Source organism: Frigoribacterium sp. AC512, assembly GCF_979258295.1.
Genome location: NZ_OZ409850.1, coordinates 605,812 through 629,563, shown reverse-complemented (window position 1 = coordinate 629,563; position 23,752 = coordinate 605,812). Strand labels below are relative to the sequence as shown.

26 protein-coding genes are annotated in these 23,752 nt (G+C 72.4%); 11 read left to right on the top strand and 15 right to left on the bottom strand.

The window, feature by feature from the left end; genetic code table 11:
- Positions 1 to 6: 6 nt before the first annotated feature.
- The 3 genes from ACZZ97_RS02835 to ACZZ97_RS02825 all read right to left on the bottom strand — a co-directional run bounded on the left by ACZZ97_RS02835 (position 7) and on the right by ACZZ97_RS02825 (position 2,846).
- Complete coding sequence (locus ACZZ97_RS02835) at positions 7 to 1,194, bottom strand: AMP-binding protein (protein WP_463472233.1); 1,188 nt, start codon at positions 1,192 to 1,194, stop codon at positions 7 to 9.
- 106 nt (positions 1,195 to 1,300) lie between these two features.
- A complete protein-coding gene (locus ACZZ97_RS02830; protein ID WP_314104653.1) occupies positions 1,301 to 2,209 on the bottom strand; it encodes a 1,4-dihydroxy-2-naphthoyl-CoA synthase in 909 nt (302 codons plus the stop codon).
- Positions 2,210 to 2,342: 133 nt separating this feature from the next.
- On the bottom strand, positions 2,343 to 2,846 hold the full coding sequence (locus ACZZ97_RS02825; protein ID WP_463472232.1) for a hypothetical protein: 504 nt from the start codon (positions 2,844 to 2,846) through the stop codon (positions 2,343 to 2,345).
- Between the two features lie 39 nt (positions 2,847 to 2,885).
- Here ACZZ97_RS02825 and ACZZ97_RS02820 point away from each other — a divergent pair, with 39 nt between their 5' ends.
- Positions 2,886 to 3,902 carry an o-succinylbenzoate synthase gene (locus tag ACZZ97_RS02820; protein WP_463472231.1) on the top strand — a complete coding sequence of 339 codons (1,017 nt, stop codon included), beginning with the start codon at positions 2,886 to 2,888 and terminating at the stop codon, positions 3,900 to 3,902.
- Positions 3,903 to 4,049: 147 nt separating this feature from the next.
- On the opposite strand, the gene ccsB is transcribed toward ACZZ97_RS02820, so the two are convergent.
- The 5 genes from ccsB to ACZZ97_RS02795 are packed head-to-tail and all read right to left on the bottom strand — an operon-like array spanning position 4,050 to position 9,090.
- On the bottom strand, positions 4,050 to 5,132 hold the full coding sequence (gene ccsB / locus ACZZ97_RS02815; RefSeq protein WP_463472230.1) for a c-type cytochrome biogenesis protein CcsB: 1,083 nt from the start codon (positions 5,130 to 5,132) through the stop codon (positions 4,050 to 4,052).
- Positions 5,129 to 7,057, bottom strand: a complete 1,929-nt coding sequence (gene resB, locus ACZZ97_RS02810) for a cytochrome c biogenesis protein ResB (protein WP_463472229.1) — start codon at positions 7,055 to 7,057, stop codon at positions 5,129 to 5,131. Before resB ends, ccsB begins: the two co-directional genes overlap by 4 nt.
- Positions 7,041 to 7,832: a cytochrome c biogenesis CcdA family protein gene (locus ACZZ97_RS02805; RefSeq protein ID WP_314103510.1), complete on the bottom strand. Its 792-nt coding sequence runs from the start codon at positions 7,830 to 7,832 to the stop codon at positions 7,041 to 7,043. The genes resB and ACZZ97_RS02805 overlap by 17 nt, the downstream gene beginning before the upstream one ends.
- A 2-nt stretch (positions 7,833 to 7,834) precedes the next feature.
- Complete coding sequence (locus ACZZ97_RS02800) at positions 7,835 to 8,443, bottom strand: TlpA family protein disulfide reductase (RefSeq protein ID WP_314103512.1); 609 nt, start codon at positions 8,441 to 8,443, stop codon at positions 7,835 to 7,837.
- Complete coding sequence (locus ACZZ97_RS02795) at positions 8,443 to 9,090, bottom strand: histidine phosphatase family protein (protein WP_133737894.1); 648 nt, start codon at positions 9,088 to 9,090, stop codon at positions 8,443 to 8,445. The genes ACZZ97_RS02800 and ACZZ97_RS02795 overlap by 1 nt, the downstream gene beginning before the upstream one ends.
- Positions 9,091 to 9,172: 82 nt before the next feature.
- Between ACZZ97_RS02795 and aspS the strand changes: the two genes are divergently transcribed.
- The gene (gene aspS / locus ACZZ97_RS02790) at positions 9,173 to 10,507 is read left to right on the top strand and encodes an aspartate--tRNA(Asn) ligase (protein WP_314103515.1); all 1,335 of its coding nucleotides are present in this window, start codon (positions 9,173 to 9,175) and stop codon (positions 10,505 to 10,507) included.
- Positions 10,508 to 10,685: 178 nt separating this feature from the next.
- Here the strand turns inward: aspS and ACZZ97_RS02785 are convergent, their stop codons facing one another.
- The 5 genes from ACZZ97_RS02785 to ACZZ97_RS02765 form a co-directional block, all read right to left on the bottom strand.
- Positions 10,686 to 10,988 (bottom strand): Dabb family protein, encoded by a 303-nt coding sequence (locus ACZZ97_RS02785; RefSeq protein WP_463472228.1) that lies wholly within the window; start codon positions 10,986 to 10,988, stop codon positions 10,686 to 10,688.
- Complete coding sequence (locus tag ACZZ97_RS02780) at positions 10,985 to 11,251, bottom strand: glutaredoxin family protein (protein ID WP_463472227.1); 267 nt, start codon at positions 11,249 to 11,251, stop codon at positions 10,985 to 10,987. The genes ACZZ97_RS02785 and ACZZ97_RS02780 overlap by 4 nt, the downstream gene beginning before the upstream one ends.
- Before the next feature lie 285 nt (positions 11,252 to 11,536).
- Positions 11,537 to 11,635 (bottom strand): 30S ribosomal protein bS22, encoded by a 99-nt coding sequence (locus tag ACZZ97_RS02775; protein ID WP_003792170.1) that lies wholly within the window; start codon positions 11,633 to 11,635, stop codon positions 11,537 to 11,539.
- A gap of 106 nt (positions 11,636 to 11,741) precedes the next feature.
- The gene (locus ACZZ97_RS02770) at positions 11,742 to 11,936 is read right to left on the bottom strand and encodes a helix-turn-helix domain-containing protein (RefSeq protein WP_123546729.1); all 195 of its coding nucleotides are present in this window, start codon (positions 11,934 to 11,936) and stop codon (positions 11,742 to 11,744) included.
- 183 nt (positions 11,937 to 12,119) lie between these two features.
- Positions 12,120 to 12,638 (bottom strand): ArsR/SmtB family transcription factor, encoded by a 519-nt coding sequence (locus ACZZ97_RS02765; RefSeq protein WP_463472226.1) that lies wholly within the window; start codon positions 12,636 to 12,638, stop codon positions 12,120 to 12,122.
- A gap of 34 nt (positions 12,639 to 12,672) precedes the next feature.
- Here ACZZ97_RS02765 and ACZZ97_RS02760 point away from each other — a divergent pair, with 34 nt between their 5' ends.
- Genes ACZZ97_RS02760 through ACZZ97_RS02750 form a run of 3 tightly spaced genes read left to right on the top strand, consistent with a single transcriptional unit; the run spans position 12,673 to position 15,584 of the window.
- Positions 12,673 to 14,130, top strand: coding sequence for a TrkH family potassium uptake protein (locus tag ACZZ97_RS02760; RefSeq protein ID WP_314101882.1), 1,458 nt, complete (start codon positions 12,673 to 12,675; stop codon positions 14,128 to 14,130).
- Positions 14,123 to 14,794 carry a potassium channel family protein gene (locus ACZZ97_RS02755; protein ID WP_123546732.1) on the top strand — a complete coding sequence of 224 codons (672 nt, stop codon included), beginning with the start codon at positions 14,123 to 14,125 and terminating at the stop codon, positions 14,792 to 14,794. The genes ACZZ97_RS02760 and ACZZ97_RS02755 overlap by 8 nt, the downstream gene beginning before the upstream one ends.
- 37 nt (positions 14,795 to 14,831) lie before the next feature.
- On the top strand, positions 14,832 to 15,584 hold the full coding sequence (locus tag ACZZ97_RS02750; RefSeq protein ID WP_314101879.1) for a DUF6584 family protein: 753 nt from the start codon (positions 14,832 to 14,834) through the stop codon (positions 15,582 to 15,584).
- Between the two features lie 27 nt (positions 15,585 to 15,611).
- Here ACZZ97_RS02750 and proC read toward each other — a convergent pair whose 3' ends face one another.
- Positions 15,612 to 16,469, bottom strand: coding sequence for a pyrroline-5-carboxylate reductase (gene proC / locus ACZZ97_RS02745; RefSeq protein ID WP_463472225.1), 858 nt, complete (start codon positions 16,467 to 16,469; stop codon positions 15,612 to 15,614).
- 42 nt (positions 16,470 to 16,511) lie between these two features.
- On the opposite strand from proC, the gene ACZZ97_RS02740 reads away from it, so the two are divergent.
- A complete protein-coding gene (locus ACZZ97_RS02740; RefSeq protein WP_463472224.1) occupies positions 16,512 to 17,474 on the top strand; it encodes a cation diffusion facilitator family transporter in 963 nt (320 codons plus the stop codon).
- Between the two features lie 71 nt (positions 17,475 to 17,545).
- Here ACZZ97_RS02740 and ACZZ97_RS02735 read toward each other — a convergent pair whose 3' ends face one another.
- Entirely contained in the window at positions 17,546 to 18,010 is a 465-nt protein-coding gene (locus tag ACZZ97_RS02735) for a nucleoside deaminase (protein ID WP_314101876.1), read from the bottom strand.
- 56 nt (positions 18,011 to 18,066) lie between these two features.
- On the opposite strand from ACZZ97_RS02735, the gene upp reads away from it, so the two are divergent.
- From upp to ACZZ97_RS02710, 5 genes are all read left to right on the top strand, one after another.
- The gene (gene upp, locus ACZZ97_RS02730) at positions 18,067 to 18,699 is read left to right on the top strand and encodes a uracil phosphoribosyltransferase (protein WP_194612778.1); all 633 of its coding nucleotides are present in this window, start codon (positions 18,067 to 18,069) and stop codon (positions 18,697 to 18,699) included.
- A gap of 488 nt (positions 18,700 to 19,187) precedes the next feature.
- The gene (locus ACZZ97_RS02725) at positions 19,188 to 19,955 is read left to right on the top strand and encodes a winged helix-turn-helix domain-containing protein (RefSeq protein WP_463472223.1); all 768 of its coding nucleotides are present in this window, start codon (positions 19,188 to 19,190) and stop codon (positions 19,953 to 19,955) included.
- A gap of 327 nt (positions 19,956 to 20,282) precedes the next feature.
- Complete coding sequence (locus tag ACZZ97_RS02720) at positions 20,283 to 20,783, top strand: MarR family winged helix-turn-helix transcriptional regulator (RefSeq protein ID WP_463472222.1); 501 nt, start codon at positions 20,283 to 20,285, stop codon at positions 20,781 to 20,783.
- Positions 20,780 to 22,174, top strand: a complete 1,395-nt coding sequence (locus tag ACZZ97_RS02715) for a cryptochrome/photolyase family protein (RefSeq protein WP_463472221.1) — start codon at positions 20,780 to 20,782, stop codon at positions 22,172 to 22,174. The genes ACZZ97_RS02720 and ACZZ97_RS02715 overlap by 4 nt, the downstream gene beginning before the upstream one ends.
- A 76-nt stretch (positions 22,175 to 22,250) precedes the next feature.
- Complete coding sequence (locus ACZZ97_RS02710; protein ID WP_463472220.1) at positions 22,251 to 23,705, top strand: serine hydrolase domain-containing protein; 1,455 nt, start codon at positions 22,251 to 22,253, stop codon at positions 23,703 to 23,705.
- Positions 23,706 to 23,752 lie beyond the last annotated feature (47 nt).

Here is a 23,752-nt window from a genome sequence, read left to right as displayed (position 1 = left end):
CCGATCCTAGTTCCGGCCGGGGGCCCCGCCCGCGACGAGGGCCTCCAGGGCGCGGCGGTCGGGCTTGCCGCTCGCGAGCAGGGGCAGCTCGGGGAGCAGGACGAGCCGGTCGGGCGCCGCGGCGCGGCCGAGGACCGCGGCGACGACCGCACGCAGCTCGGGCAGCTCCGGGAGGCGGGGCGGCCCGGGCACGAGGCGCGGCCCGGAGCTGCCCGGCTCCCCCACGACGACCACCGGCACCTCGCCCCACCGCTCGTGCGACACGCGGACGACCACGGCGCCGGCGAGGCCGGGCTGCTCACGGACGATCCGCTCCACGAGCCCGAGCGACACCTTCTCGCCGCCCGAGACGACGACGTCGTCGAGGCGACCGCTCACGGTGAGCACGCCGTCGTCGGACAGGCTGCCGGCGTCGCCGGTGCGGTACCAGCGCTCCCCGTCGCGGACGACGAAGGCCGCCTCGGTGCGGGCGTCGTCGCCCAGGTAGCCGAGCGCGAGAGACGGACCGGCGAGCTCCACCTGCCCGTCGACGACCGCCGCCCGGGTGCGACCGACGGGCACGCCGTCGTAGACGCAGCCCCCGCTCGTCTCGCTCGAGCCGTAGGTGCGGACGACCGCCACGCCGGAGGCGCGGGCCCGGTCGACTAGGGACGCGGGCGTCGCCTGCCCGCCCACCAGCACCGCGGCGAAGCTCCGTGCCGCGTCGGCCACGTCGGCGTCGTGCTCGGCGGCGTCGAGCACCGCCGCGAGCTGGGCGGGCACCAGCGACGCGTAGCGCACGGGGTGCTCGAGGCGACTCGCTGCCTCGGCGAACGCGACCGGGTCGAAGTGCCCCGGCGCGAGGACCTCGGGCTCGGTGCCGGCGGCGATGCTCCGGACGAGCACGTTGGTGCCCGCGACGTAGTGCGCCGGCAGCGCCAGCACCCACTGCCCGGGGCCGCTCAGCGCGCCGTCGGCGGCGGCCGCACCGGCGAGCACGGCGTCGGCGGGCAGCATCACGCGCTTGGGCACGCCGCTCGACCCGCTCGTCTCGACGACGAGGGCCACGGGCTGCGGCACGGTGGCGGGCAGGTCGGCGGGGACGTGGTCGTCGGTCCGCGGGGCGACGGCCGGACCGCCTGCGAGGGCCTCCCGGAGGGCCTCGAGCACGTCGAGCGGCCGTCGCGCGTCGACGGGGAGGAGGGGGCGGGTCACGCGCCGCGCCTCCTCGTGTCGTGTCCTGCCGCCTGCGCCCTCGGCGTCAGCGTCGACGGCGGCGTCGGCGTCGGCGTCGGCGTCGGCGTCGGCGTCGGCGTCGGCGTCAGTACTGCCATGGGAAGGGCGACCAGTCGGGCTCGCGCTTCTCGAGGAACGAGTCGCGCCCCTCGACGGCCTCGTCGGTGCCGTAGGCGAGGCGGGTCGCCTCGCCCGCGAAGACCTGCTGGCCCACGATGCCGTCGTCGGTGGCGTTGAACGCGAACTTGAGCATGCGGATCGCGGTGGGCGACTTGGTGAGGACGACGCGGGCCATGGCCAGCGCCTCCTCCTCGAGGTCGGCGTGGGCGACGACGCGGTTGACGGCGCCCATCTCGTGGGCGCGGTCAGCGCTGTACTCCTCGGCGAGGAAGAACACCTCGCGGGCGAGCTTCTGGCCGATCTGCTTGGCGAAGTAGGCGCTGCCGTAGCCGGCGTCGAACGAGCCCACGTCGGCGTCGGTCTGCTTGAACCTGCCGTGCTCCCGGCTGGCGATCGTGAGGTCGCAGACGACGTGCAGCGAGTGCCCGCCGCCCGCCGCCCAGCCCGGCACGACCGCGATGACGACCTTGGGCATGAACCGGATCAGCCGCTGCACCTCGAGGATGTGGAGGCGCCCCGCCGAGGCAGGGTCGGCCACGTTCGCCTCCGCGCCCTCCGCCTTGTAGCCGTCACGGCCACGGATGCGCTGGTCGCCGCCGCTGCAGAAGGCCCAGCCGCCGTCCTTGGGGCTGGGGCCGTTGCCCGTCAGCAGGACGACGCCCACGCGGCTCTGCTGCCGTGCGTGGTCGAGCACGCGGTACAGCTCGTCGACGGTGCGCGGGCGGAACGCGTTGCGCACCTCGGGCCGGTCGATCGCGACACGGGCCACCCGGCCCTCGACGTCGAGGTGGTACGTGACGTCGGTGAGGCCGTCGAAGCCCGGCACCTCTCGCCACTCAGCAGGATCGAACAGGTCGGACACGGCGGCGGACATGCCCACCAGCCTACGACCGGCACGAACGCGAGCTACACCCCTGGACCCGCACGACACCCTCGGTTCCGGGGGCGTGGTGCCGGACGGGGGGGGGGGGGGTGCAGCTCGCCGGGCCGGGCGAGGAGGCGCGGCGTCAGAGCGAGGGGACGAGGGCGCCCAGCAGCCAGACGAACACGAACGGGTTGGCGAGGACGCTCAGCAGCACCGCGGCCACGGCCGGCCAGCGGCCCCGACGCGTGGCGACGGCCACGAGCGCGACGACGCCCACGCCGATCGAGGCGAGCATCGTGACCAGCGCGATCGACGCCGCGGCCGTGACTCCGTCTGCCGCGAGCAGGGCGATCGCGACGCCGTCGAGGGCGAGCAGGACCACGGCGAGGACGAGGACGACGACGCCCAGGCGCGAGCTGCGGGCCGGGGCGACCGAGTCGTCGTGGGTCTGGTCGTCGAAGATGGCCAGCCCCTCGGCGTCGCGTGCCGCTCCGTCCGTGGACTCGACGCCGTCCGTGCGCCCGTCGGGCTCGACGCGCGCGGTGCGCCCGTCGGGCTCGACGCGCGCGGTGCGCCCGGCGTGCCCGGCGTGCTCGGCGGCAGGGGACTCGGCGTCGTCGGACGGGGTCAGATCGGGCGCGGCCATGGAGACCGACCCTAGCGGGCGCGGTGCGAGACTGGCGAGGTGACCACGCCCGCCGACCCCGTCCTCCCCCGCACCGAGCTGCCGCCGCTCGACGACCTGCTGACCGGTGCGCACGTGGTCCAGCTGCCGCTCCGCACGAGGTTCCGCGGCATCGAGGTGCGCGAGGCGCTCCTCGTCGAGGGCCCCCGCGGCTGGACCGAGTTCAGCCCCTTCGTCGAGTACGGGCCCGAGGAGGCGGCGGCGTGGTTGGCCGCGGCCGTCGAGTTCGGCTGGGGTCCTGCACTCGCGCCCCGCACCTCCCGCGTGGCCGTCAACGCGACCCTGCCCTCCGTCGGGCCCGGCGAGGTCGCGAGAGTGCTCGCCCGGTTCCCGGGCTGCCGCACCGTCAAGGTCAAGGTCGCCGAGCGCGGGCAGTCGCTCGCCGACGACGTCGGCCGGGTCGCCGCGGCCCGCGAGCACGTCGGCCCCGAGGGCCGCGTCCGGGTCGACGCCAACGGCGGCTGGACCGTCGACCGAGCCGAGGAGGCGCTGCGAGCCCTGGCCCCGCTCGGTCTCGAGTACGCGGAGCAGCCCTGCGCCACCGTGCCCGAGCTCGCCGAGCTGCGACGCCGCACGGCCGACCTCGGCGTGCCCATCGCCGCCGACGAGAGCGTCCGCAAGGCCGCCGACCCGCTCGCCGTCGCCCGTGCCGGCGCGGCCGACCTGCTCGTCGTCAAGGCGCAGCCGCTCGGCGGTATCCGGACGGCGCTCCGCATCGTGTCCGAGGCCGGGCTGCCCGTCGTCGTCTCGAGCGCACTCGACACGTCGGTGGGGCTGAGCATGGGCGCGTACCTGGCAGCCGCGCTGCCCCACCTGCCGCACGACTGTGGTCTCGGGACGGCGGCGCTGCTGGCCGCCGACGTCACGCGCGAGCCGCTCGTTCCGGTGGACGGCTCCATCGACGTGCGGCGGATCGACGTCGACGTCGACCTGCTGCGGGAGCACGCCGCACCCGACGACCGACGCGCGTGGTGGCTGGACCGGGTGCGCGCCTCCTACAGGGTGCTCGCACGCTGAGGCCCGACCCCCGATCCTCGGCCCCCGATCCACGGTTCAGGAGATGCGGCCACGCAGGTCCTGCATCGTGCACGGATCAGGACGATCGGTCACCCCGCTGCGCGGATCAGGAAAGATCTTCCTGAATGAGGAGGGGACGAGCAGGGGTCAGAGGCCCGAGTAGGCGTGCAGGCCCTTGAAGAAGACGTTGACGACGCCGAAGTTGAACAGCACCGCGGCGAAGCCGATGATCGACAGCCAGGACGAGCGGGCTCCGCGCCAGCCGCGGGTCGCGCGGGCGTGGATGTAGCCGGCGTAGAGGACCCAGATGATGAACGTCCAGACCTCCTTGGTGTCCCAGCCCCAGTAGCGGCCCCAGGCGCGCTCGGCCCAGACGGCGCCCGCGATGAGCGTGAAGGTCCACAGCACGAAGCCGACGAGGGCGACGCGGTAGGCGAGGTCCTCGAGGCGGTCGGCGGCGGGCAGGGTGTCCATGAAGCGGAGGCCGGAGAGCCGGGCCTGCTCGCGCTTCGTCTGGATCAGCTGGGCGATCGAGAGGCCGGCCGCGATCGCGAAGAAGCCGGTTCCGAGGATCGCCACGAGCACGTGGATCACGAGCCAGGCGGACTGGAGAGCCGGCTGGAGCGGGACGACCTCGACGTAGTAGTTGACGCTGCCGATCGCGAGCAGCACGAGGTTCAGGCCCATGACGTAGGCGCCGAGGAACGACAGGTCGACGAAGCGACCGGCCACCAGGTAGACCGCGACGATGATCGCCGTGCCCGTCAGCGAGAACTCGAACATGTTGGCCCACGGCACGCGGTCCGCGGCGAGGCCTCGGGTCACGACGCTCGAGACGTGCACCAGCAGGCCGAGCACCATCATCGCGGTGGCGACGCGCTCGAAGCTCGAGCCGCGGCGACGACGACGCGTCGAGCCCGGACCGGAGGTGCCGCCGGAGCTGCCGGTGCCGTCTCCTCGGACCTGGCCCGCCGACACGGTCGTCCCGGCCTCACGGTCGAGCACGATGGTGCTGCCGCCCGAGACGGCGGCGCGGGCCGAGCCGCGACCTGCCCCGCGGGCCGAGCCTGCGTCGGGCCCCGCGGTCGTGGCCGCACTCGAGGCCGGCGCCTGCTGGGCGTCGCCCGAGCGCTTGGCGAGGTCGAGGGCGAAGGCCACGAACGAGATCGTGTAGATCGCCATCGCCGAGTACACGGCGATGAGCGAGAAGTTGGCGAGGTCTTCGGTCACGGTCGCATCCTACGTCCGGCGCGGCTCGGCGCCTCGGTCGAGCGGGCAGGGTCGTTCGAGGTCGAGCCGGGCGGAGACGCGGCGGCGCTCGGGGCGGCGCTCGCGTCGTCGTCGTCGTCGTCGCCGCGGTCGTCGTCGCTCGTCGCGGCACGCGCCGCGTCGGCGGGCACGCCGAGCCCGGCGAGGTGCGTCCGGGCGATGTCGCGGACGGCACGGGCGAGCGTCGGGTCCTCGCCGCGGGCGAGGCCGGCGTACTCGAGCAGGACTCCCCCGTCGGTCGTGCTCGCCTTGACCCAGACACGGCGCCGCGGCACGAAGAGAGCCGTGAGCAGACCGGCGAAGACGAGCCCGGCGAACAGCAGCACCCAGAGCTGCGACGGGTCGTGGTGCACGTCGAGGGAGGCGAAGCGCTTGACGTCGGAGAGCGTCACCGTGCCGAGGCCGTCGGGCAGGTCGGCCGTCGTGCCGGGCGAGAGCTGCAGCGCCGACTGGTCGGCGGCCGCGCCCGCGATCTCGGTCATGCCGTCGGTGTCGAGCGAGTAGACCGACTGCGGCACGCCGGCGTCGAGGCCGAGGTCGCCCTGGTAGACGTTCAGGCTCAGGACCGGGTTGAGCAGGTCGGGGTAGCTCGAGGCCAGGATGCCTGACCCGTCGCCGGTCTCGACGGCGGACGGGTAGAAGAAGCCGATCATGCCGATCTGGTCCGACAGTCCGTCGGGCACCTTGACGACGCCCTGCGAGGTGAGGTTCGCGTCCTGCGGGAGGAACGGGATCGTGTCGCGGAAGGCGACCGAGCCGTCCGGTGCCTTCACCGTGACGTCGACCGCGTAGCCGTTGCCGAGCAGGTAGACGTTCGAGCCGCCGATCGCGAGCGGGCTGTTGACCTTGATCTCGTGCTGGCTCTTCTCGCCCGACTGGGTGGTCGTGGTCACGTCGGCCGTGTAGTCGAGCGGCTGCCCCAGAGCGTCGGCGTTCGACTCCTCGTAGGTCGTCGTGAACCGGTCGAGCGTGATGTTGTACGGCGAGAGCTGGGAGTCGCTGAACCAGCGGCCCGGGTTGAACGAGTCGTACGAGACGAGGGCGTTCGTGAAGGTCTGCCCCTCGACCACCACGCGCTGGCCCGTGTAGCCGAAGCCGCCGCCGATCCCGACCGTCAGCAGCACGCCGACCAGCGCCGTGTGGAAGACGAGGTTGCCGGTCTCGCGCAGATAGCCGCGCTCGGCGCTGACCGAGTCGCCGAACACCTGCGTGCGGTACCCCGCGCGCCTCAGCTGCGCGCGGGCCTGCTCGACAACGGAGGCGGGGGCGAGGGCGGCGTCCGTGGCGCCTCCTGCGGTCTGCAGCGTCACGGACCGGTAGCCCGCCAGCCGCGAGAGCCTCGCGGGCGTCTTCGGCGGCTTCGAGCGCAGGGCCTCGAAGTGGTGCTTCGTGCGCGGCACGATGCAGCCGATCAGCGAGATGAAGAGCAGCAGGTAGACGGCGGAGAACCACGGCGACGAGTAGGTGTCGAAGACGCCGAGCTTGTCGAGCACCGGGAACAGGTCGGGGTGCTCGGCGCGGTACTGCACGACGCCGTTCGGGTCGGACGTGCGCTGCGGCACGAGCGAGCCGGGGATCGCGGCGACGGCGAGCAGCATGAGGAGGAACAGCGCGGTCTTCATGCTCGTCAGCTGGCGCCAGAAGAAGCGCAGGTAGCCGACGAGCCCCAGGCGCGGCTGGACGACGTCGCCGGAGGCCGCGCCCCGGTCGCCCGGCGTGCGGGCGGGGGCGGAGTCGTAGTGGTCGCTCGGACGCAGCGGGTCGGACGAGACGTCGGTCACGTCGGCCTGGCCGGGCCCGTCCGGCTGGTCGGTCACGTCGGGCCGGCCGGCCTCGTCCGGCTGGTCGACCGAGCCGGGGCCCCGAGGGTCAGACGATCGTGCCATAGCTCGCGATCACCGCCCCGAGGTGCGACATGAGGGAGGACCAGAGCCCGGTGACCATGAGCAGACCGATGGCGATGAGGATCGAGCCTCCGACGATGTTGACGGCGCGCATGTGGCGCTTGACGAACGAGATGGAGCGCGTCGCCCAGCCGAAGCCGAGGGCGACGAGCAGGAAGGGAACGCCGAGTCCGACGCAGTAGGCGAGCCCGAGCAGGACGCTCGACGTGGCCGAGCCGCTCGTGAACGACAGGGCGTAGATCGCGGTGAGGGTGGGGCCGATGCACGGCGTCCACCCGATGCCGAACACGATGCCGAGCAAGGGGGCGCCGGCCAGGCCGGTCGCCGGGGCGAACCCGGGCTTGATCGTGCGCTGCAGGAACGTGAACTGGCCGACGAAGACGAGGCCCAGCGCGATGACCACGAGGCCCATCAGGCGGACGATCAGGTCGCGCCACTGGATCAGCCAGAAGCCCGCGGCCGAGAAGGCGAGGCTGCCGCCGACGAAGACGAGCGAGAAGCCCGCGATGAAGAGGAGGACGCCGATCACCATCCGCCGACGGTCGTGGGAGGCAGTGGAGGAGGCGGTGGTCGTGGGCGTCGCGGCGGCGCGACGCCCGCCTCCGGCGAGGCCCCCGACGTAGCCGAGGTAGCCCGGCACGAGCGGCAGGACGCAGGGCGAGAGGAACGAGATCAGGCCGGCGAGCAACGCCACGGGCAGGGCGACCGCGAGCTGGCCGCCCGCGACCGCCTCGAAGAAGGGGTTGCCCTGGTACACCTCTAGGCCTGCTCGGCGACGGCGTCGCTGATGAGGGTCTTCAGCGTGCTGGGGCCGTCGAGGCCGCCGAGCACCCGGGCGGCGATGCGGCCCTGCTTGTCGAGGACGATGGTCGTCGGCACCGCGTTCGGCGCGATGGTGCCGGCGAGGGCGAGCTGGACCGCGCCGTCGTTCGTGTCGACGATCGACGGGTAGGTGATGTCGAACTTCTCGGCGAAGGCCCGTGCGGTGTCGGCCTGGTCGCGCACGTTGACCCCGACGAACTGGACGCCCTGGTCGGCGAAGTCGGTGCTCAGCTGCTGAAGGTCGGGCGCCTCCTTGCGGCAGGGCGGGCAGCTGGCGTACCAGAAGTTCAGGACGACGACCTCGCCCTCGTGGTCGGCCCGCGAGAACTCGTCGCCCTCGTCGGTCGTGCCGGTGAACTCGACCGGGTCGTCACGGTCTGCCGCCGGCACCTCGGTGACCGTTCCGGCGCCGCTGATGTAGTTCTCGGTGCCGCCCGCGCGGTACTGCTCGGCGAGGGGGTCGGACTGCGAGGTGCAGCCGGTGAGCACGAGGGCGAGGGCCGAGGCCGCCGCGACGGCGCCCACGACGACGGAGGCGCGGCGCATCAGACTGCCCCGAGGTCGACGGCGCGCTCGAGCAGGTCGGCCGCGGGATCCTGGTAGCCGACCTCGACGAAGCGCCCGCCGTGCCGCTCGAGCGTCGTGATGCTCGAGAGGGAGCAACGACGACGACGAGGATCGTGGAACAGGCGGGCCCCCGTCACGCTGCGGTGCACCATCCAGATCGGCAGCTGGTGGCTGACGAGCACGACGTCGCCCGAGTCGACGCTCGACCAGGCCTCGTCGACGGCCGCGAGCATGCGCGCGGCGATGCTGACGTAGGCCTCGCCCCAGCTCGGCTTGAGCGGGTTGACGATCCACGGCCACTCGGCCGGGACCGCGAGCTGCTTCGCGACGGTGAAGTCGGAGCGGCGGCCCTCGTACTTGTTCGTCGGCTCGATCAGGCGCTCGTCGACCTGCACGTCGAGGTCGAAGGCAGCGGCCCAGGGAGCGGCGCTCTCGCGGGTGCGCTGCAGCGGGCTCGCTACGACGGCGGCGACGGGGGCGCCCTGCGCCTGCAGCATCGCGGCCGAGGACGCGGCCATCCGGTGGCCGAGCTCGCTGAGCCCGAAGCCCTCGAGTCGGCCGTAGAGCACGTGGTCGGGATTGTGCACCTCGCCGTGGCGCACGAGGTGGATCTGCTGGGCGGGCATGGCCACCAGTCTAGATCGGGCCTGCACTCCCACCTCCCTCACGGGAGGCCGAAAGCTCGACGTCGCGGTAAACTCTGGCCCCGTGATCGAACGCACCCTCATCAGCGACCTCTCGCCCCTCCCCGACGGCCCCGTGACGGTGTCCGGTTGGGTCGACACGGTCCGTGACCAGAAGAAGGTGCAGTTCGTCGTCCTCCGCGACGAGTCCGGCGCCGTCCAGCTCGTCCGTCCCCGCACGGCCGCCGACGTGCTCGCCGAGGCCGGCGAGACCGACGAGATCGCCGACGCGATCTCGGGCCTCTCGCAGGGCAGCTTCGTGACGGTCACGGGCCAGCTCAAGCACGACGAGCGCGTCAAGCTCGGCGGCATCGAGGTGAAGATCGACGGCCTCGTCGTCGACAGCCTCGCCGACCCCGAGACGCCGATCGCCGCCGACAGCGGAATCGACAAGCGGATGGACTGGCGGTTCCTCGACCTGCGCGTCCCGCGCAACGCCCTCATCTTCCGTGTCCAGACCACCTTCGAGCACGCGATGCGCACCTACTGGGTCGAGCGCGGCTACGTCGAGGTCCACACGCCCAAGATCATGGCGTCGGCGAGCGAGTCGAACGCCGAGCTGTTCAAGGTCGAGTACTTCGAGGGCAGCGCGTTCCTCGCGCAGAGCCCGCAGTTCTTCAAGCAGATGGCCCAGTCCGCCGGCTTCGGCAAGATCTTCGAGATCGCCCCGGTCTTCCGTGCCGACCCCTCGTTCACCTCGCGCCACGCGACGGAGTACACGAGCGTCGACGCCGAGATCAGCTACGTGGACAGCCACGAGGACGTCATGCAGATGCAGGAGGAGCTGCTCGTCGCGGCCTTCACCGCCGTCGTCGAGAAGCACGGCGCCGCGATCAAGGAGCTCTTCGACGTCGACCTGACCGTGCCGACGACTCCGTTCCCCCGCATCCCCCTCGCCGAGGCCAAGCAGATCGTCGCCGACCGCGGCTACGTCGTGCCCCGTGCGGACGCCGACATGGACCCCGAGGGCGAGCGCCAGATCGCGGCGTACGTCAAGGAGACGTTCGACCACGACTTCGTGTTCCTCACCGACTACGACGCGTCGATCCGGCCGTTCTACCACATGCGCCACGAGGACGACCCGCAGCTCACGAAGAGCTACGACCTCATCTACAACGGCACCGAGATCACCACCGGCGCGCAGCGCGAGCACCGCGTCGAGGTGCTCGAGGCCCAGATCCGCGAGAAGGGCATGAAGCCCGAGGAGCTCGGCGGCTACCTCGACTTCTTCCGCTACGGGGCCCCCTCGCACGGTGGCTTCGGCATGGGCCTGGCCCGCGTGCTGATGCTCATGCTGCACCAGCCGAACCTCCGCGAGGTGACGTTCCTGTTCCGCGGACCGACCCGCCTCACGCCGTAGCCCTTCTCCTCATTCAGGAACTTCGTGCCTGATCCCCGCGGGGAGAGGACCCGCGTTCCTGATCCGTGCAGCGATCAGGAACGCGGGAGGCGGTCGTCCTGGATCGCGGATCTGCTCGCGCTGAATCGCGGATCTGCTCGCGCTGAATCGCGGATCTGCTCGCGCTGGGCGTCAGGCCTCAGGCTTCGTAGTCGATGGCGCCGCGGCCCGCGACGAGGGTGCGGATCTCGGCTGCCGCCTCCTTGTGGGCCGGGTGCACGATGTACGCATCGAGGCCGGCGGCGTCGTCGAACTCGGCGACGACCGCGACGTCGCCGTTCGTCTCGGGGTAGGCGACGTTGCGGACGACCTCGAGCGAGCGGATCGACTCGACGGTGCCGACGAGGCCGGTCAGCAGCTCGTCGATGCGCGCGGCCGCGTGCTCGCGCGACGCGTCGTCGGTGGCGACGAGGTTCCAGATCACGATGTGCTTGACGGTCACGCGAGGGCCTTCCGGAGGGCGGTGCGGAGGCGCTCGGGCTCGACGCGCCAGATGGTGTGCACGCGGTCGTCGAGCAGGACGACCGGGATCTCCTCCGCGTACTCGGCACGCAGGGCCTCGTCGCCGAGGATGTCCGTCTCGGCGTAGCCGAGCTCGGCCGCCGCGAACTCGGGTTCGGCCAGCACGGCGTCGAGAGCAGTGCGCGCCGCGTCGCAGAGGTGGCAGCCGGGCTTCGTCAGCAGGGAGATGCGGGGAACGGGCACGCGATCGACCCTAGCGCGGCCGTCGCAGGAGGTGCTGGGTCGAGCGGTCGCCTCCTCCGCGCTGCCCGCCTGGGCAGGTCAGGCGCTGGGCGCCCTCGAACCGAGACAGATCCGCTCGGCAGGGGCACGTCCGCCCCGGGTCTGCAATGCCCAGGCGACGGATCACTCTCAAATTACGGGCTGCCCGCGCCTGATGAGCGACGGGAACGGGTCGCAGGAGGGCAGCCGAGCGGGCAAAGAAATGTGCCCCCGACCGAACGGTCGAGGGCACACTTCACGCAACGTCTACTTCTTGTTGCGACGCTGGTGACGAGTCTTGCGAAGCAGCTTGCGGTGCTTCTTCTTCGCCATGCGCTTGCGACGCTTCTTGATGACAGAACCCATAGAGGACCTCACTGATTCATGGATCGGACGACCGGGTCCGAAACAGAACCGCGGAAAAATGCCTCGGGTCAGTGTACTAGGGCGACCCGTGATTGTCGAAAGCGCGTCAGCCGACGTCGGCGACGCCGTTCTGCAGGACCGCCGCGACGGCCGACTCGGGCACGCGGAACGACCGGCCGAAGCGGATCGCGGGCAGCTCGCCCGAGTGCACCATCCGGTAGACGGTCATCTTCGAGACGCGCATCATGCCGGCCACCTCGGCGACGGTGAGGAACCTCACGTCCGAGAGATCGTGGGTCACGTCGCCTCCTGGGGCTGGTGGTCGGGAGAGCCCGACGACGACGCCGGTGCAGGAGCGACAGGAGGTGCTCCTGTGACTCGTGGTCACTCTAGGGGCGCGTGTGCCGCAGGTGCAACGGTCGCGGGCCCCGCCTGGGGACTACGCGGCGGCAGGCCTGCCACCGGAGGGGCCGGGGCGCGGGGATCAGCGCCCGAGGCGCTTGCGGACCGGGTCGATCACGCGCTCGTCGAGAGCGCTCTGGGCGTCGTGCAGCGCCGAGGAGGCGCGGTGCTGCGCATCGGCCACGGCCCGTCCCAGCCCGCTCGCGACGTCGGTAGCGTCGGGCAGCGACTCGGCGGCCCGCCGGATGGGCGCCGGCACGCTGGCGCCCGCCCAGGCGGCGAAGGCCCCCGACGCGCCGTCGACGCCGCCGGAGAGGTCCGCCCCGAGGAACGGGACGAGCCAGTCGTCGACCACCTCGAGCGGGCCGATCTCGATGCCGTAGTAACGGTGCTGCCCGTCCTCGCGCACGTGCACGAGCCCTGCGTCGCGGAGGACCCGGAGGTGCTTCGAGACGGTCGGCTGGCTCAGCCCGAGCGCCGTCACCATCTCGCCGACGCTGACGTCGCCGGTGCGCGAGTCGGCGGAGACGTGGGCGTCGAGCAGGACGGTGAGGATGTCCCGGCGCGTGCCGTCGGCGATCACGGCGAAGATGTCGGGCATGCAGCCACAGTAACGACGACGGGCCGGATGTACCATGACGTCCGTGACGCGCGCCTCCGTCGCGCCGCGGCGCGGACCCTCTCCCGGCCCCCGGGGCGTGGTCCACCGCCTGTCCGACTGGGTCGACGACATCGGCCGCAAGTCGCCCGCACGGTTCGCGATCCTCATCTTCACCGGGCTGATCCTCGTCTTCACTGTCGTCTTCTCGCTGCCCGTCTCGTCCGCGGACCGCACGGTGACCCCGCTGGCCGACTCGCTCTTCACCGCGGTGTCCGTGATCTGCGTGACGGGCCTCGCGACCGTCGACATGGCGACCCACTGGTCGCTCTTCGGCCACGTCGTGATCTTCGTCGGCGTGCAGATCGGCGCCATCGGGGTGCTGACCCTCGCCTCGATCATGGGCCTCGTCGTCTCGCGGAAGCTCGGCCTCCGGGCGCGGCTGATGGCCGCCGGGGACAGCAATCCGCTCCGCGCCCACGCGGGCCCGGTGCCGGAGGGCCAGGCGGTCCGCCTCGGCGAGATCGGCGGCCTGCTGACGACCGTCGCCCTCAGCTCGTTCGTGATCCAGCTCGTGATCGCGCTGCTCATGATCCCCCGGATGGTCATCGACGGGATCGCCCTCGGCGACGCCGTGCTCGACAGCTTCTACTACTCGGCGATGGCCTTCACGAACACCGGCTTCACGCCCAACGCCGAGGGCCTTGCCGCCTTCGAGAACGACTACTGGTTCCTCAGCCTGATCATGGTGGGGGTGTTCCTCGGCAGCATCGGGTTCCCCGTGATCTACGCCCTGGCCCGCAACCCGCGGAACCCCCGCCGCTGGTCGGTGCACGTCAAGCTGACCCTGCTGACGACGGCGATCCTGATCGTCTTCGGCATGGTGCTCTACATCGTGCTCGAGTTCGACAACCCGAAGACGTTCGGCGCGATCGAGGCCGGGCCGACCGTGTTCCAGTCCCTGTTCCTCAGCATGATGACGAGATCGGGCGGCTTCTCGACGATCCAGATCTCGGACCTCAACGGCTCGTCGCTGCTCGTCACCGACATGCTCATGTTCATCGGCGGCGGGTCGGCCTCGACGGCGGGCGGCATCAAGGTCACGACCCTGGCCGTGCTGTTCCTCGCCGCCTTCGCCGAGGCCCGCGGCCAGCGCTCGATGGAGGCCTTCGGCCGCCGCATCCCGAGCGACGTGCTGCGCCTCGCGGTCAGCGTCGTGCTCTGGGGCGCGACGATCGTGGCCGTCTCGAGCATCCTGATCATGCACATCACGAAGGAGCCGCTCGACCACGTGCTCTTCGAGAGCATCTCGGCCTTCGCGACCTCCGGCCTCAGCACGGGGCTCACCGACCGGCTGCCCGACTCGGCCAAGTACATCCTGGCGGTCACCATGTGGATGGGCCGCGTTGGTACAGTGACGCTCTCCGTCGCCCTGGCTGCCAGCCAGCGACGCCAGCTGTTCACGAGAGCCGAGGAGCGACCGATCGTTGGTTGACAGGATCAAGCACGACGCGCCGGTGCTCGTCATCGGCCTCGGCCGCTTCGGCGCCGCGACCGCAGGCCAGCTCGAGCGGCAGGACCGCGACGTGCTCGCCGTCGACACCGACGCCGGGCTCGTGCAGAAGTGGGCCGACCGGGTCACGCACGCCGTCCAGGCCGACGCCCGCAGCATCGACGCGCTCAAGCAGATCGGCGCCCAGGACTTCTCGATCGCGGTCGTCGCCGTGGGTTCGTCGATCGAGGCCAGCGTGCTCATCACGGCCAACCTCGTCGACCTCAAGGTGCCCCAGATCTGGGCCAAGGCGATCAGCCAGTCGCACGGCAAGATCCTCGCCCGCATCGGCGCGAACCACGTCATCTACCCGGAGCGCGAGGCCGGCGAGCGCGTCGCGCACCTCGTCTCGGGACGCATGCTCGACTACATCGAGTTCGACGACGCCTTCGCGATCGTGAAGATGTACCCGCCCAAGCCGGTGCGGGGCGCCTCCTTGGCCGCCTCCAACATCCGCACCAAGTACGGCGTGACGGTCGTGGGGGTGAAGAGCCCGGGAGGCGCCTTCAAGGAGGCGACGCCCGAGACGGTCATCAGCAACCACGACCTCATCATCGTGTCGGGCGACAGCCGCACCATCGAGAAGTTCGCGGCGCTCGAGGGCTGACGCCCGCAGGGGGCGCGCCCTCTGGCACACTCGCGGAGTGCCCGAGCCGCTCCCCCACGACCCCTCCGAGTCGGCGGGGTCGGCGAGGGCCTCGAAGGAGGCGCGGTCACGGCTGCGTCAGCGGATCCACCGTGACCCCGGCGACACCGCCGCGCGGGCCGAGCTCGCGCAGCTCCACCGGGACGCGGGGCACGCCGACCAGGCAGGTCGCTGGGGGCTGCTCGTGCCGGGGTGGACGACGCCTGCCGAGCGGCGGGCCCTCGCCGTGTGGATCGTGCGGAGCGGTCGGCACGACAGGAGCCAGGTGCTCCGGCTCTTGTCGATCCCGTCGAGCAGGAGCGAGACCCCTGGTGCGCTCGACCCCGCAGGTGCACGCCTCCAGCTGCTCTTCCTGGTGGAGGAGGAACTCGTGAGGCTCAGGAAGGAGACCTCGACGCATCCGGTCGTCTGGCTCCGGGAGACCCCTCTGCTCGTCGTGCCCGCCGTGTTGATCGGCGCGGCGGTCGGCTCGGTGTTCTCCGGCATCACCCTCGCCTTCGGCGGCCCCCACGACGAGCCGGCGCAGCCGACATGGTTCCCGTCGAGCTGGGCCGAGATCTGGACGGACGTCGGGCTGCTGACACTCGCGGGCTGGGTGCTCGCCATGGCCGCGAGCGTCGTGGTCCTGGCGACGCGGATGCCGGCCGTTCTCCGACACCGTTCCCGGCTTCGTCGGCGGGAGCGGTCCCGCGCTCATCGAGCCGCTCGCCACGATCTCGGCCAGGGACCCAGACGAGATCGCGACGGCTGAGGCCCTCCGGGCTCGGAACGAGGACGCTCAGCGACCCTCGGCGATCTCGCGGTTCCGGGCGAGGGCGGCCTGCGCGGCTCGGCCGAAGAGGTCGGCGAGGCCGCCCTGCTCGAGCACGGCGACGGCCCGCTCGGTGGTGCCGCCGGGGCTGGTGACGCGCCTGCGGAGCTCTGCGGGCGCCTCCTCGGCCGGGGTCAGGTCGCTCGCGGCGAGCAGCTCGCTCGCGCCGCGGAAGGTGCCCTGGACCATCGTGGCGGCCTGGGCGGGCGTGAAGCCCAGGCCGACGGCCGCCTCCTGCAGGGCCTCGACCAGCAGGTAGACGTAGGCGGGACCGGAGCCCGAGATCGTGCTCAGGGCGTCGATCTGCGACTCGGGCACGACGACGACGCCGCCGACCACCTCGAAGAGCCGCCTCGCGAGCGCGAGCGCGAGGTCGTCGTCGGACGAGCGCGAGCCGGCGCTCAGGCCCGTGACGCCGAGGCCGACGTGCGACGGCGTGTTGGGCATCGACCGGACGACGGCGACGGACGCGGGCAGCGCCGCCTCCATCGTGGCCGTGGTGACGCCCGCGGCGAGGCTCACGACGACGGCGTCGGGCTCGAGGGCCGGGGCGATCTCGGCCAGCAGGTCGACGACCATGTGCGGCTTGACGCCGATCAGCACCAGCCGGGCGCCCTCGACCGCGGCCGCGTTGGCGCCGGGGTCGGTCTCGGTGGCCAGGGAGGTGACGCCCTGCTGCCGGAGCGGGCCGGCCTTGGCCTCGGTGCGGTTGGTGACGCGGATGCCCCCCTCGACGACGACGTCGGGGCCGAGCAGGCCGGCGAGGACGGCGCCGCCCATCGAGCCGGCTCCGAGAACTGCGGTGGCGGGGAGAGTCGTGACCATCGGGCCATCCTAAGATCGACCCAGACACGAGGGGACCTCCACATGAGCACGTCCGGCGGCAACAAGGCGATCTTCGCGGCGCTCGGCGCCAACCTCGGGATCGCGGTGACGAAGTTCGTCGCCTGGTTCTTCTCCGGGTCGTCGTCGATGCTGGCCGAGGGCGTGCACTCCCTCGCCGACTCGGGCAACCAGCTGCTGCTGCTGCTCGGCGGCAAGCAGGCCCGCAAGGCCGCCGACGCCGAGCACCCCTTCGGCTACGGCCGCGAGCGCTACGTCTACGCCTTCGTCGTCTCGATCATCCTGTTCAGCGTCGGCGGCGTCTTCTCGCTCTACGAGGGTGTCGAGAAGCTGCGCGAGCCGCACCCCCTCGACGTGCCCTGGCTGCCCGTCCTCGTGCTCGCGATCTCGCTCGGCCTCGAGAGCTTCTCGCTGCGCACCGCCGTCAAGGAGGCGCGCCCCGCGAAGGGCGCCCAGAGCTGGCCCGCCTTCATCCGCCGGGCCAAGGCGCCCGAGCTGCCCGTGGTGCTGCTCGAGGACGCCGCCGCGCTGCTCGGCCTCAGCTTCGCCATGATCGGCGTCGTCCTCACCTGGATCACCGGGAACGGCGTCTTCGACGCCATCGGGACGCTCGCGATCGGCCTGCTGCTCGTCGCCGTGGCGGTCGTGCTGGGCATCGAGACGAAGAGCCTGCTCGTCGGCGAGGGCGCCTCCGCCGGCGACGTCGAGGCCATCCGCACCGCGATCACCGCCGGCCCCGAGGTCGAGCAGATCGTGCACATGAAGACCCTCTACCTCGGACCCGACGAGCTGCTCGTCGCCGTCAAGGTCGCCATGGACGGCCGCACGGCGCTGCGCGACGTGTCCTCGACCATCGACGCGATCGAGGCACGCGTGCGCGAGGCCGTGCCGATCGCGCGGGTCATCTACGTCGAGCCCGACGTCTGGCACGAGCCGGACCGGGTCGACCCGCCCACCGACGCGATCGTGATCAAGGCCGCCGACTAGCGGCCGCACCCGCGACTGCACCCGCGCCGGCACCCGCACCCGCGGGTGCGGGCGAGGGTCGGCACCGCGGACTAGCGGCGCTCGGCGAAGAACGCGTCGAGCTGGGCCCGGCACTCGGCCTCGCGCACGCCGGCGAACACCTCGGCGCGGTGCGGCAGCCTGCGGTCGCGGAGGATGTCGTAGACGCTGCCCGCGCCTCCTGCCTTCTCGTCCCACGCGCCGTAGACGACCCGCGGCACACGCGCCGCGAGGATGGCCCCGGCGCACATCGGGCACGGCTCGAGCGTGACGACGAGCGTCGTGCCGGTCAGGTGCCAGTCGCCCGTGTGCCGGGCCGCGGCCCGAAGGGCGAGGACCTCGGCGTGCGCCGTCGGGTCCTGCAGCAGCTCCCGCTCGTTGCGGCCCGTGCCGATCACCCGGCCGGAGGCGTCCAGCACGACCGCGCCCACGGGCACGTCGTCGGACGCCCGGCAGCCCTCGGCCTGGGCGAGCGCGTCGCCCATCCACGCCTCGAGCTGGGACGGGACGAGGGGCACGGCGACGCTCCAGGGACGGGACTCGCGGGCCGGTCGACTCCGCTACCGTGGAGCCTATGCGAGTGCACGTAGCGGACCACCCCCTCATCACCCACAAGCTGACCGTGCTCCGCGACAAGAACACGCCGTCGCCGACCTTCCGGGCCCTGACCGAGGAGCTCGTCACGCTGCTCGCCTACGAGGCGACGCGCGACGTGCGGACCACCCCCGTCGACATCGAGACGCCGGTCGGCCCGGCCACCGGCCTCGAGATCAGCCAGCCGCGGCCGCTGGTCGTCCCGATCCTGCGCGCCGGGCTCGGCATGCTCGAGGGCATGACCAAGCTCGTCCCGACCGCCGAGGTCGGGTTCCTCGGGATGGTCCGCGACGAGGAGACGCTGCAGCCGACGACCTACGCCGAGCGCCTGCCCGACGACCTCTCGAACCGCCAGTGCTTCGTGCTCGACCCGATGCTCGCGACGGGCGGCTCCCTCATCGCCGCGATCGACTACCTGCTCGACCGCGGCGCGGTCGACGTCACCGCCGTCTGCATCCTCGCCGCCCCCGAGGGCCTCGCGGCCGTCGAGGCCGCGATGGAGGGACGCGACGTGCACGTCGTCCTCGGCGCCGTCGACGAGAAGCTCGACGAGAACGGCTACATCGTGCCCGGGCTGGGCGACGCGGGCGACCGTCTCTACGGCCTCGCCTGAGCGACCCTGCTCCTGCTCGACCCGAGCGCCCGATCCGGCCACGCCCTCGCGGCGTGCGCACGGATCGGGCGCTCCGTCGTGTCGCCTTGACACGCGTCCGGCCCCTGGCCGAGAATCGCTCCATGACTTCCCACGTGTTCGCTCCGACCTCCCTCGAGGCCTTCGGGAGCGCCGGCATCATGATGCCGATGCACGCGGTCATGTGTCGAATGTGTGCCTGACCCGGCCACACACCTCGCCGAGTCGCAGCTGCTGACACCGCCAGCTGAGCTCACGTCCCCACCCGGACGTCGAGTCATCGACTCCCGGACGATCCGCGTCGTCACCCGACGCGCGTCTGGACGGTGCACCGCACCGACTGCTCGTGACGCACGGCACCATCGCCGGCGGGATCGAGCACCGACACACATCGAGCACGACGCTCCTGCCCCTGGCCGCCGCCGGGCACGGAGTCGTCCTGCCGCCCTCCCGCAAGGACCCCGCCTGTCATGTCCCTCATCCTCGACCGCCCCGTCACCGCAGCCCGCACCGTCTCGCCGGCCCGCACCTCCTCGGCCTCTGCTCCGCTGAGCCGGACCGCAGCCGCCGCCGCCACCACCACTGCGGCCGCACCCGCGGAGCCAGCTGCTCCCCGACCCCGAGCCCTGCCGGAGGGCACCGAGGCCCGCGGCTTCGCCCTCTACGTCGGCATCGACGAGGTCACCGCCGCCCAGACCGGCACCGAGCTCGGCGACATCGTGGCGCAGATCAAGGCGCTCGTCGCCCAGATCGCCCCGGCCGCCGAGACGCACGCCGCGGTCGCGATCGCCCCCACCGGCGCCGGCGGCCGGGACGTCGACGTCGTCCGCCTCGCCCTGCAGGACCCGTCCGCCGTCGCCGCCCGTCGCCAGGCCGCCGAGGTGGCCGAGGAGCCCGGCGCACGCGGCGGCGTGGTAGTCGACATCTCGCGCAAGCGCGTCCTGCTCGACGGCGAGGCCGCGAACCTCACCTACAAGGAGTTCGAGCTGCTGCAGTACCTCGTGCTCCGCGAGGGACGCACGATCGAGCGCTCCGAACTGATCGGGGGGCTCTGGGCCGACGGCGACGACGAGGTGCCGAACGAGCGCACGATCGACGTCCACGTGCGTCGCCTCCGCGCGAAGCTCGGCGCCTTCGAGGACGTCATCCGCACCGTGCGCGGCGCCGGCTACCGCTTCGACCGGCACGCCGACGTCTCGATCCGCCACGCGTCGACCCCCTCGCCCGACCTCTTCTAAGCCCTGCGCACGGTCGTCCGATCGGGGTACGCGGCGGGGGACGACCGTGTGGTGGGCGCTCGCGGAGAGTTCCCAGGAAAATAACGTTTCGATAACTAGACGACCGTTACCTGGCCGTTATATCGTGAGCGGGTCGAGGTCGTTTGCTGTGGCGGCCGAGGCAGGATGTGATTGCAGGACAACTCTGGTGCAAGGGAATGAAGGCCGGTCGCTCAGCGACCGGCCTTCTGTCGTTCCCGGACGCGCGACCGGCCCCCTGCCCCTCGTCGGCCCCCTGTCGGCCGTCTTCCCTAGACTCTCGAGAGGACCGAGAGCACGAGGAGCAGCATGAGCGACACAGCGGTGGCCGTCGGGGCCTGGGAGTCGCTCTTCCGGGCACAGGTCACGGTGATGCGCGAGCTGAACGCGCGCTTCCCCACCGACGAGATCTCGTTCAACGAGTACGACGTGCTCTTCAACCTGTCGAACCAGCCCGGCCGCAGCGCGCGCATCCGTGACCTCACGCGTCACCTCCTCCTCACGCAGCCGAGCATCAGCCGGCTCGTCGACCGTCTCGCCTCGCGCGGGATCGTCGAGAAGCACAGCGACCCGGGCGACGGACGCGGCATCATCGTGTCGATGACCGACGAGGGGTCGGCGCTCTACCGTCGCACTGCGGTCAGCCACGCGGCCGCGATCGCCGAGCGGGTCGGCGGCAGCCTCGACCACGACGAGCTCGTGGCCCTCACCGACCTCTGCACCCGGCTCCGCGTCGGGTCGTCCGACGGCGACCCGGAACCCGACGACGAGGGCGCCGTGCCGGTGCCCGGGACGGACGGCACCGCGTGAGCACCGCTTCCTCGACCACCAGCCCAACGATCGTCTGGCTGCGCGACGACCTGCGGATCGCGGACAACCCCGCGCTCGACGCGGCGGTCACGCGCGGCGGCCCCGTGGTCGTGCTTTACCTGCTCGACGAGCAGTCGCCGGGAATCAGGGCGCTCGGCGGCGCCGCGCGCTGGTGGCTGCACCACAGCCTCGCGTCGCTCGACCACGACCTCCGCGAGCTCGGCGCCTCGTTGACGCTGCGACGGGGCGCGGCGGCCACGGAGGTGCCCGCGCTCGTCGCCGAGACCGGCGCCGGGGCCGTGTCCTGGAACCGCCGCTACGGCCTCGCCGCCCGCGAGGTCGACGCGGCCCTCAAGTCGGCGCTGCACGACGACGGCGTCGACGCCCACAGCTTCCAGGGCTCGCTGATGTTCGAGCCGTGGACGGTGCAGACCGGCTCGGGCGAGCCGTTCAAGGTCTTCACCCCGTTCTGGCGCGCGTGCCTCAGCCGGCCCGAGCCTCGGGAGCCGCTCGCCCCGCCCGAGCGGCTCACGGCGCCGGACGTGCTCCCCGCCAGCGACGACCTCGACTCCTGGCAGCTGCTGCCCACGCAGCCCGACTGGGCCGCCGGCCTCCGCGAGACGTGGACGCCCGGCGAGTCCGCCGCCCTCGACGTCCTCGAGGAGTTCGCGACCGGGCACCTCGCCGACTACGACCAGCGGGACTTCCCCTCGCAGGAGGCGACAAGTCGTCTCTCGCCACGCCTGCGCTGGGGCGAGGTCAGCCCGTTCCAGGTCTGGCACCGCATGCAGGCCGACCTGCCGGCCGCCTCCCGCGAGCAGGCGCAGGGGTTCCTCCGCGAGCTGGTCTGGCGCGAGTTCAACCACACCGTGCTGTTCGCGAACCCGCACCTCGCGACGAAGAACTACCGGCCCGAGTTCGACGCGTTCCCGTGGGAGGACCTCCCCGAGGCCGACCTCGACCGGTGGCGGCGGGGCACGACCGGCGTCCCGCTCGTCGACGCCGGCATGCGCCAGCTCTGGACGACGGGCTGGATGCACAACCGGGTGCGCATGGTGACCGCGAGCTTCCTGGTCAAGAACCTGCTCGTCGACTGGCGCGTGGGCGAGGAGTGGTTCTGGGACACCCTCGTCGACGCCGACGAGGCGAACAACCCCGCCAACTGGCAGTGGACGGCCGGCTCGGGCGCCGACGCGGCACCGTACTTCCGCGTGTTCAACCCCGAGCTGCAGGCCAGCAAGTTCGACGGGCACCGCGGCTACGTGCGCGAGTGGGTGCCCGAGGTCGACGACGACGACTACCCCGAGCCGATGGTCGACCTGAAGCAGTCCCGACGCGAGGCGCTCGACGCCTACGAGAAGATGCGGCGCACCCCGCCTGCGGGCTCGTGACGATCCACGCCTCGTGACGATCCCCGGCCCTGACGCGCCTCCTCCCCACGCGACCCGCCTCCCGACGAGAGACACGATGACCAGCTCGCCCCGCACCTCCGGCGTGGACGCCGTGTTCGACGCCCGCCAGTCCGACGAGAAGGCGCCGAGCTCGGTCTTCGCGACCTTCGACCACGACGGCGTCACGCACCACGGCAGCCGCGGAACGCTCGACGGCTCCCCGGGCGGTCCCGTGCCCGGGCCCCACACGGCGTACCGCATCGCCTCGTGCACGAAGAGCTTCACCGCCGTCGCGCTGCTGGCGCTGCGCGACGAGGGGCGGCTCGTGCTCGACGCCCCGGTCACGGACTTCGTGCCCGCCTTCGCCGACGTCGTGCTGCCGACCGCCGACTCCCCCGTGCCGACGGTGCGCATGCTGATGACCATGTCGGGCGGCCTGCCCACCGACGACCCGTGGGGCGACCGGCAGGAGTCGATCACCGACGACGAGCTCGACGACCTGCTGCGCGGCGGCCTCCGCTTCGACAGCGTGCCGGGCACGGCCTTCGCCTACTCCAACCTCGGCTGGGCCCTGCTCGGCCGCGTCGTGTCCTCGGTCACGGGTCGCCCGTACCGCGAGGTCGTCGAGCAGACGGTCCTCGAGCCGCTCGGTCTCAGGTCGACGGGCTTCACGAGCGACGTCGACGCCTCGGGCGGCCTCGCCGTGGGCCACCGCCGCGGCGACGACGGCTGGGAGCCCCTCCCCTTCTCCGGCCCCGGCGCCTTCTCGCCGATCGGCGGCCTGTTCAGCACCGCCACCGACCTCGCCCGCTGGGCGCGCTGGCTCGCCTCGGCCTTCGACGACGAGGGCCGCGGCGACGTCGACGGCGTCCTGAGCCGCGCCTCCCGGCGCGAGATGCAGCAGCTGCAGCGCTTCGTGCCCGGCCTCGGGACGCATCCCTCCGGCTACGGCTTCGGCCTCGTCGTCGAGCACTACCCGGACCTCGGCACGGTCGTCTCGCACAGCGGCGGCTACCCCGGGTTCTCGGCCCACATGCGCTGGCAGACCGCCACCGGGCTCGGCGTCGTCGGGTTCGAGAACGCGACGTACGCCCAGGTGTCCGTCCCCGTGGGGCTCGCGCTCGACGGCATGATGGCCGACGCCGAGGAGGCGCGGGTCGTCGTGACGCCGTGGCCCGAGACGCTCGCGGCGGCGGCAGCCGTCGAGGCCGTCGTGCGCGGCGGCGACGTGCCGGCAGGCCTGCTCAGCGAGAACGTCGAGCTCGACGTGCCGCTCGAGCGGCGACGTCGGCTCTGGGCGGGGGCGGTCGACTCGCTCGGCGGTCTCGTCGACCCGCGGGAAGCCCCGGCCGGCGCCTCCTCGATCGTGCGCGACGAACCCGACGTGCCAGCCGCCTCCTCGGCCGTGCCCTCGCACCGGGTCTGGCAGCTGCCTGCCCGGCGGGGATCGCTGCGGATCGAGATCCGGCTGACGCCGGAGGGCACGCCCCGCGTCCAGACGATCGGCGTGCGGGCCGTCCCGGCGCGCTGACGGAGCGCTGCACGCACCCGCCGGTGCCGCGACCGCGCCTCGGGCCC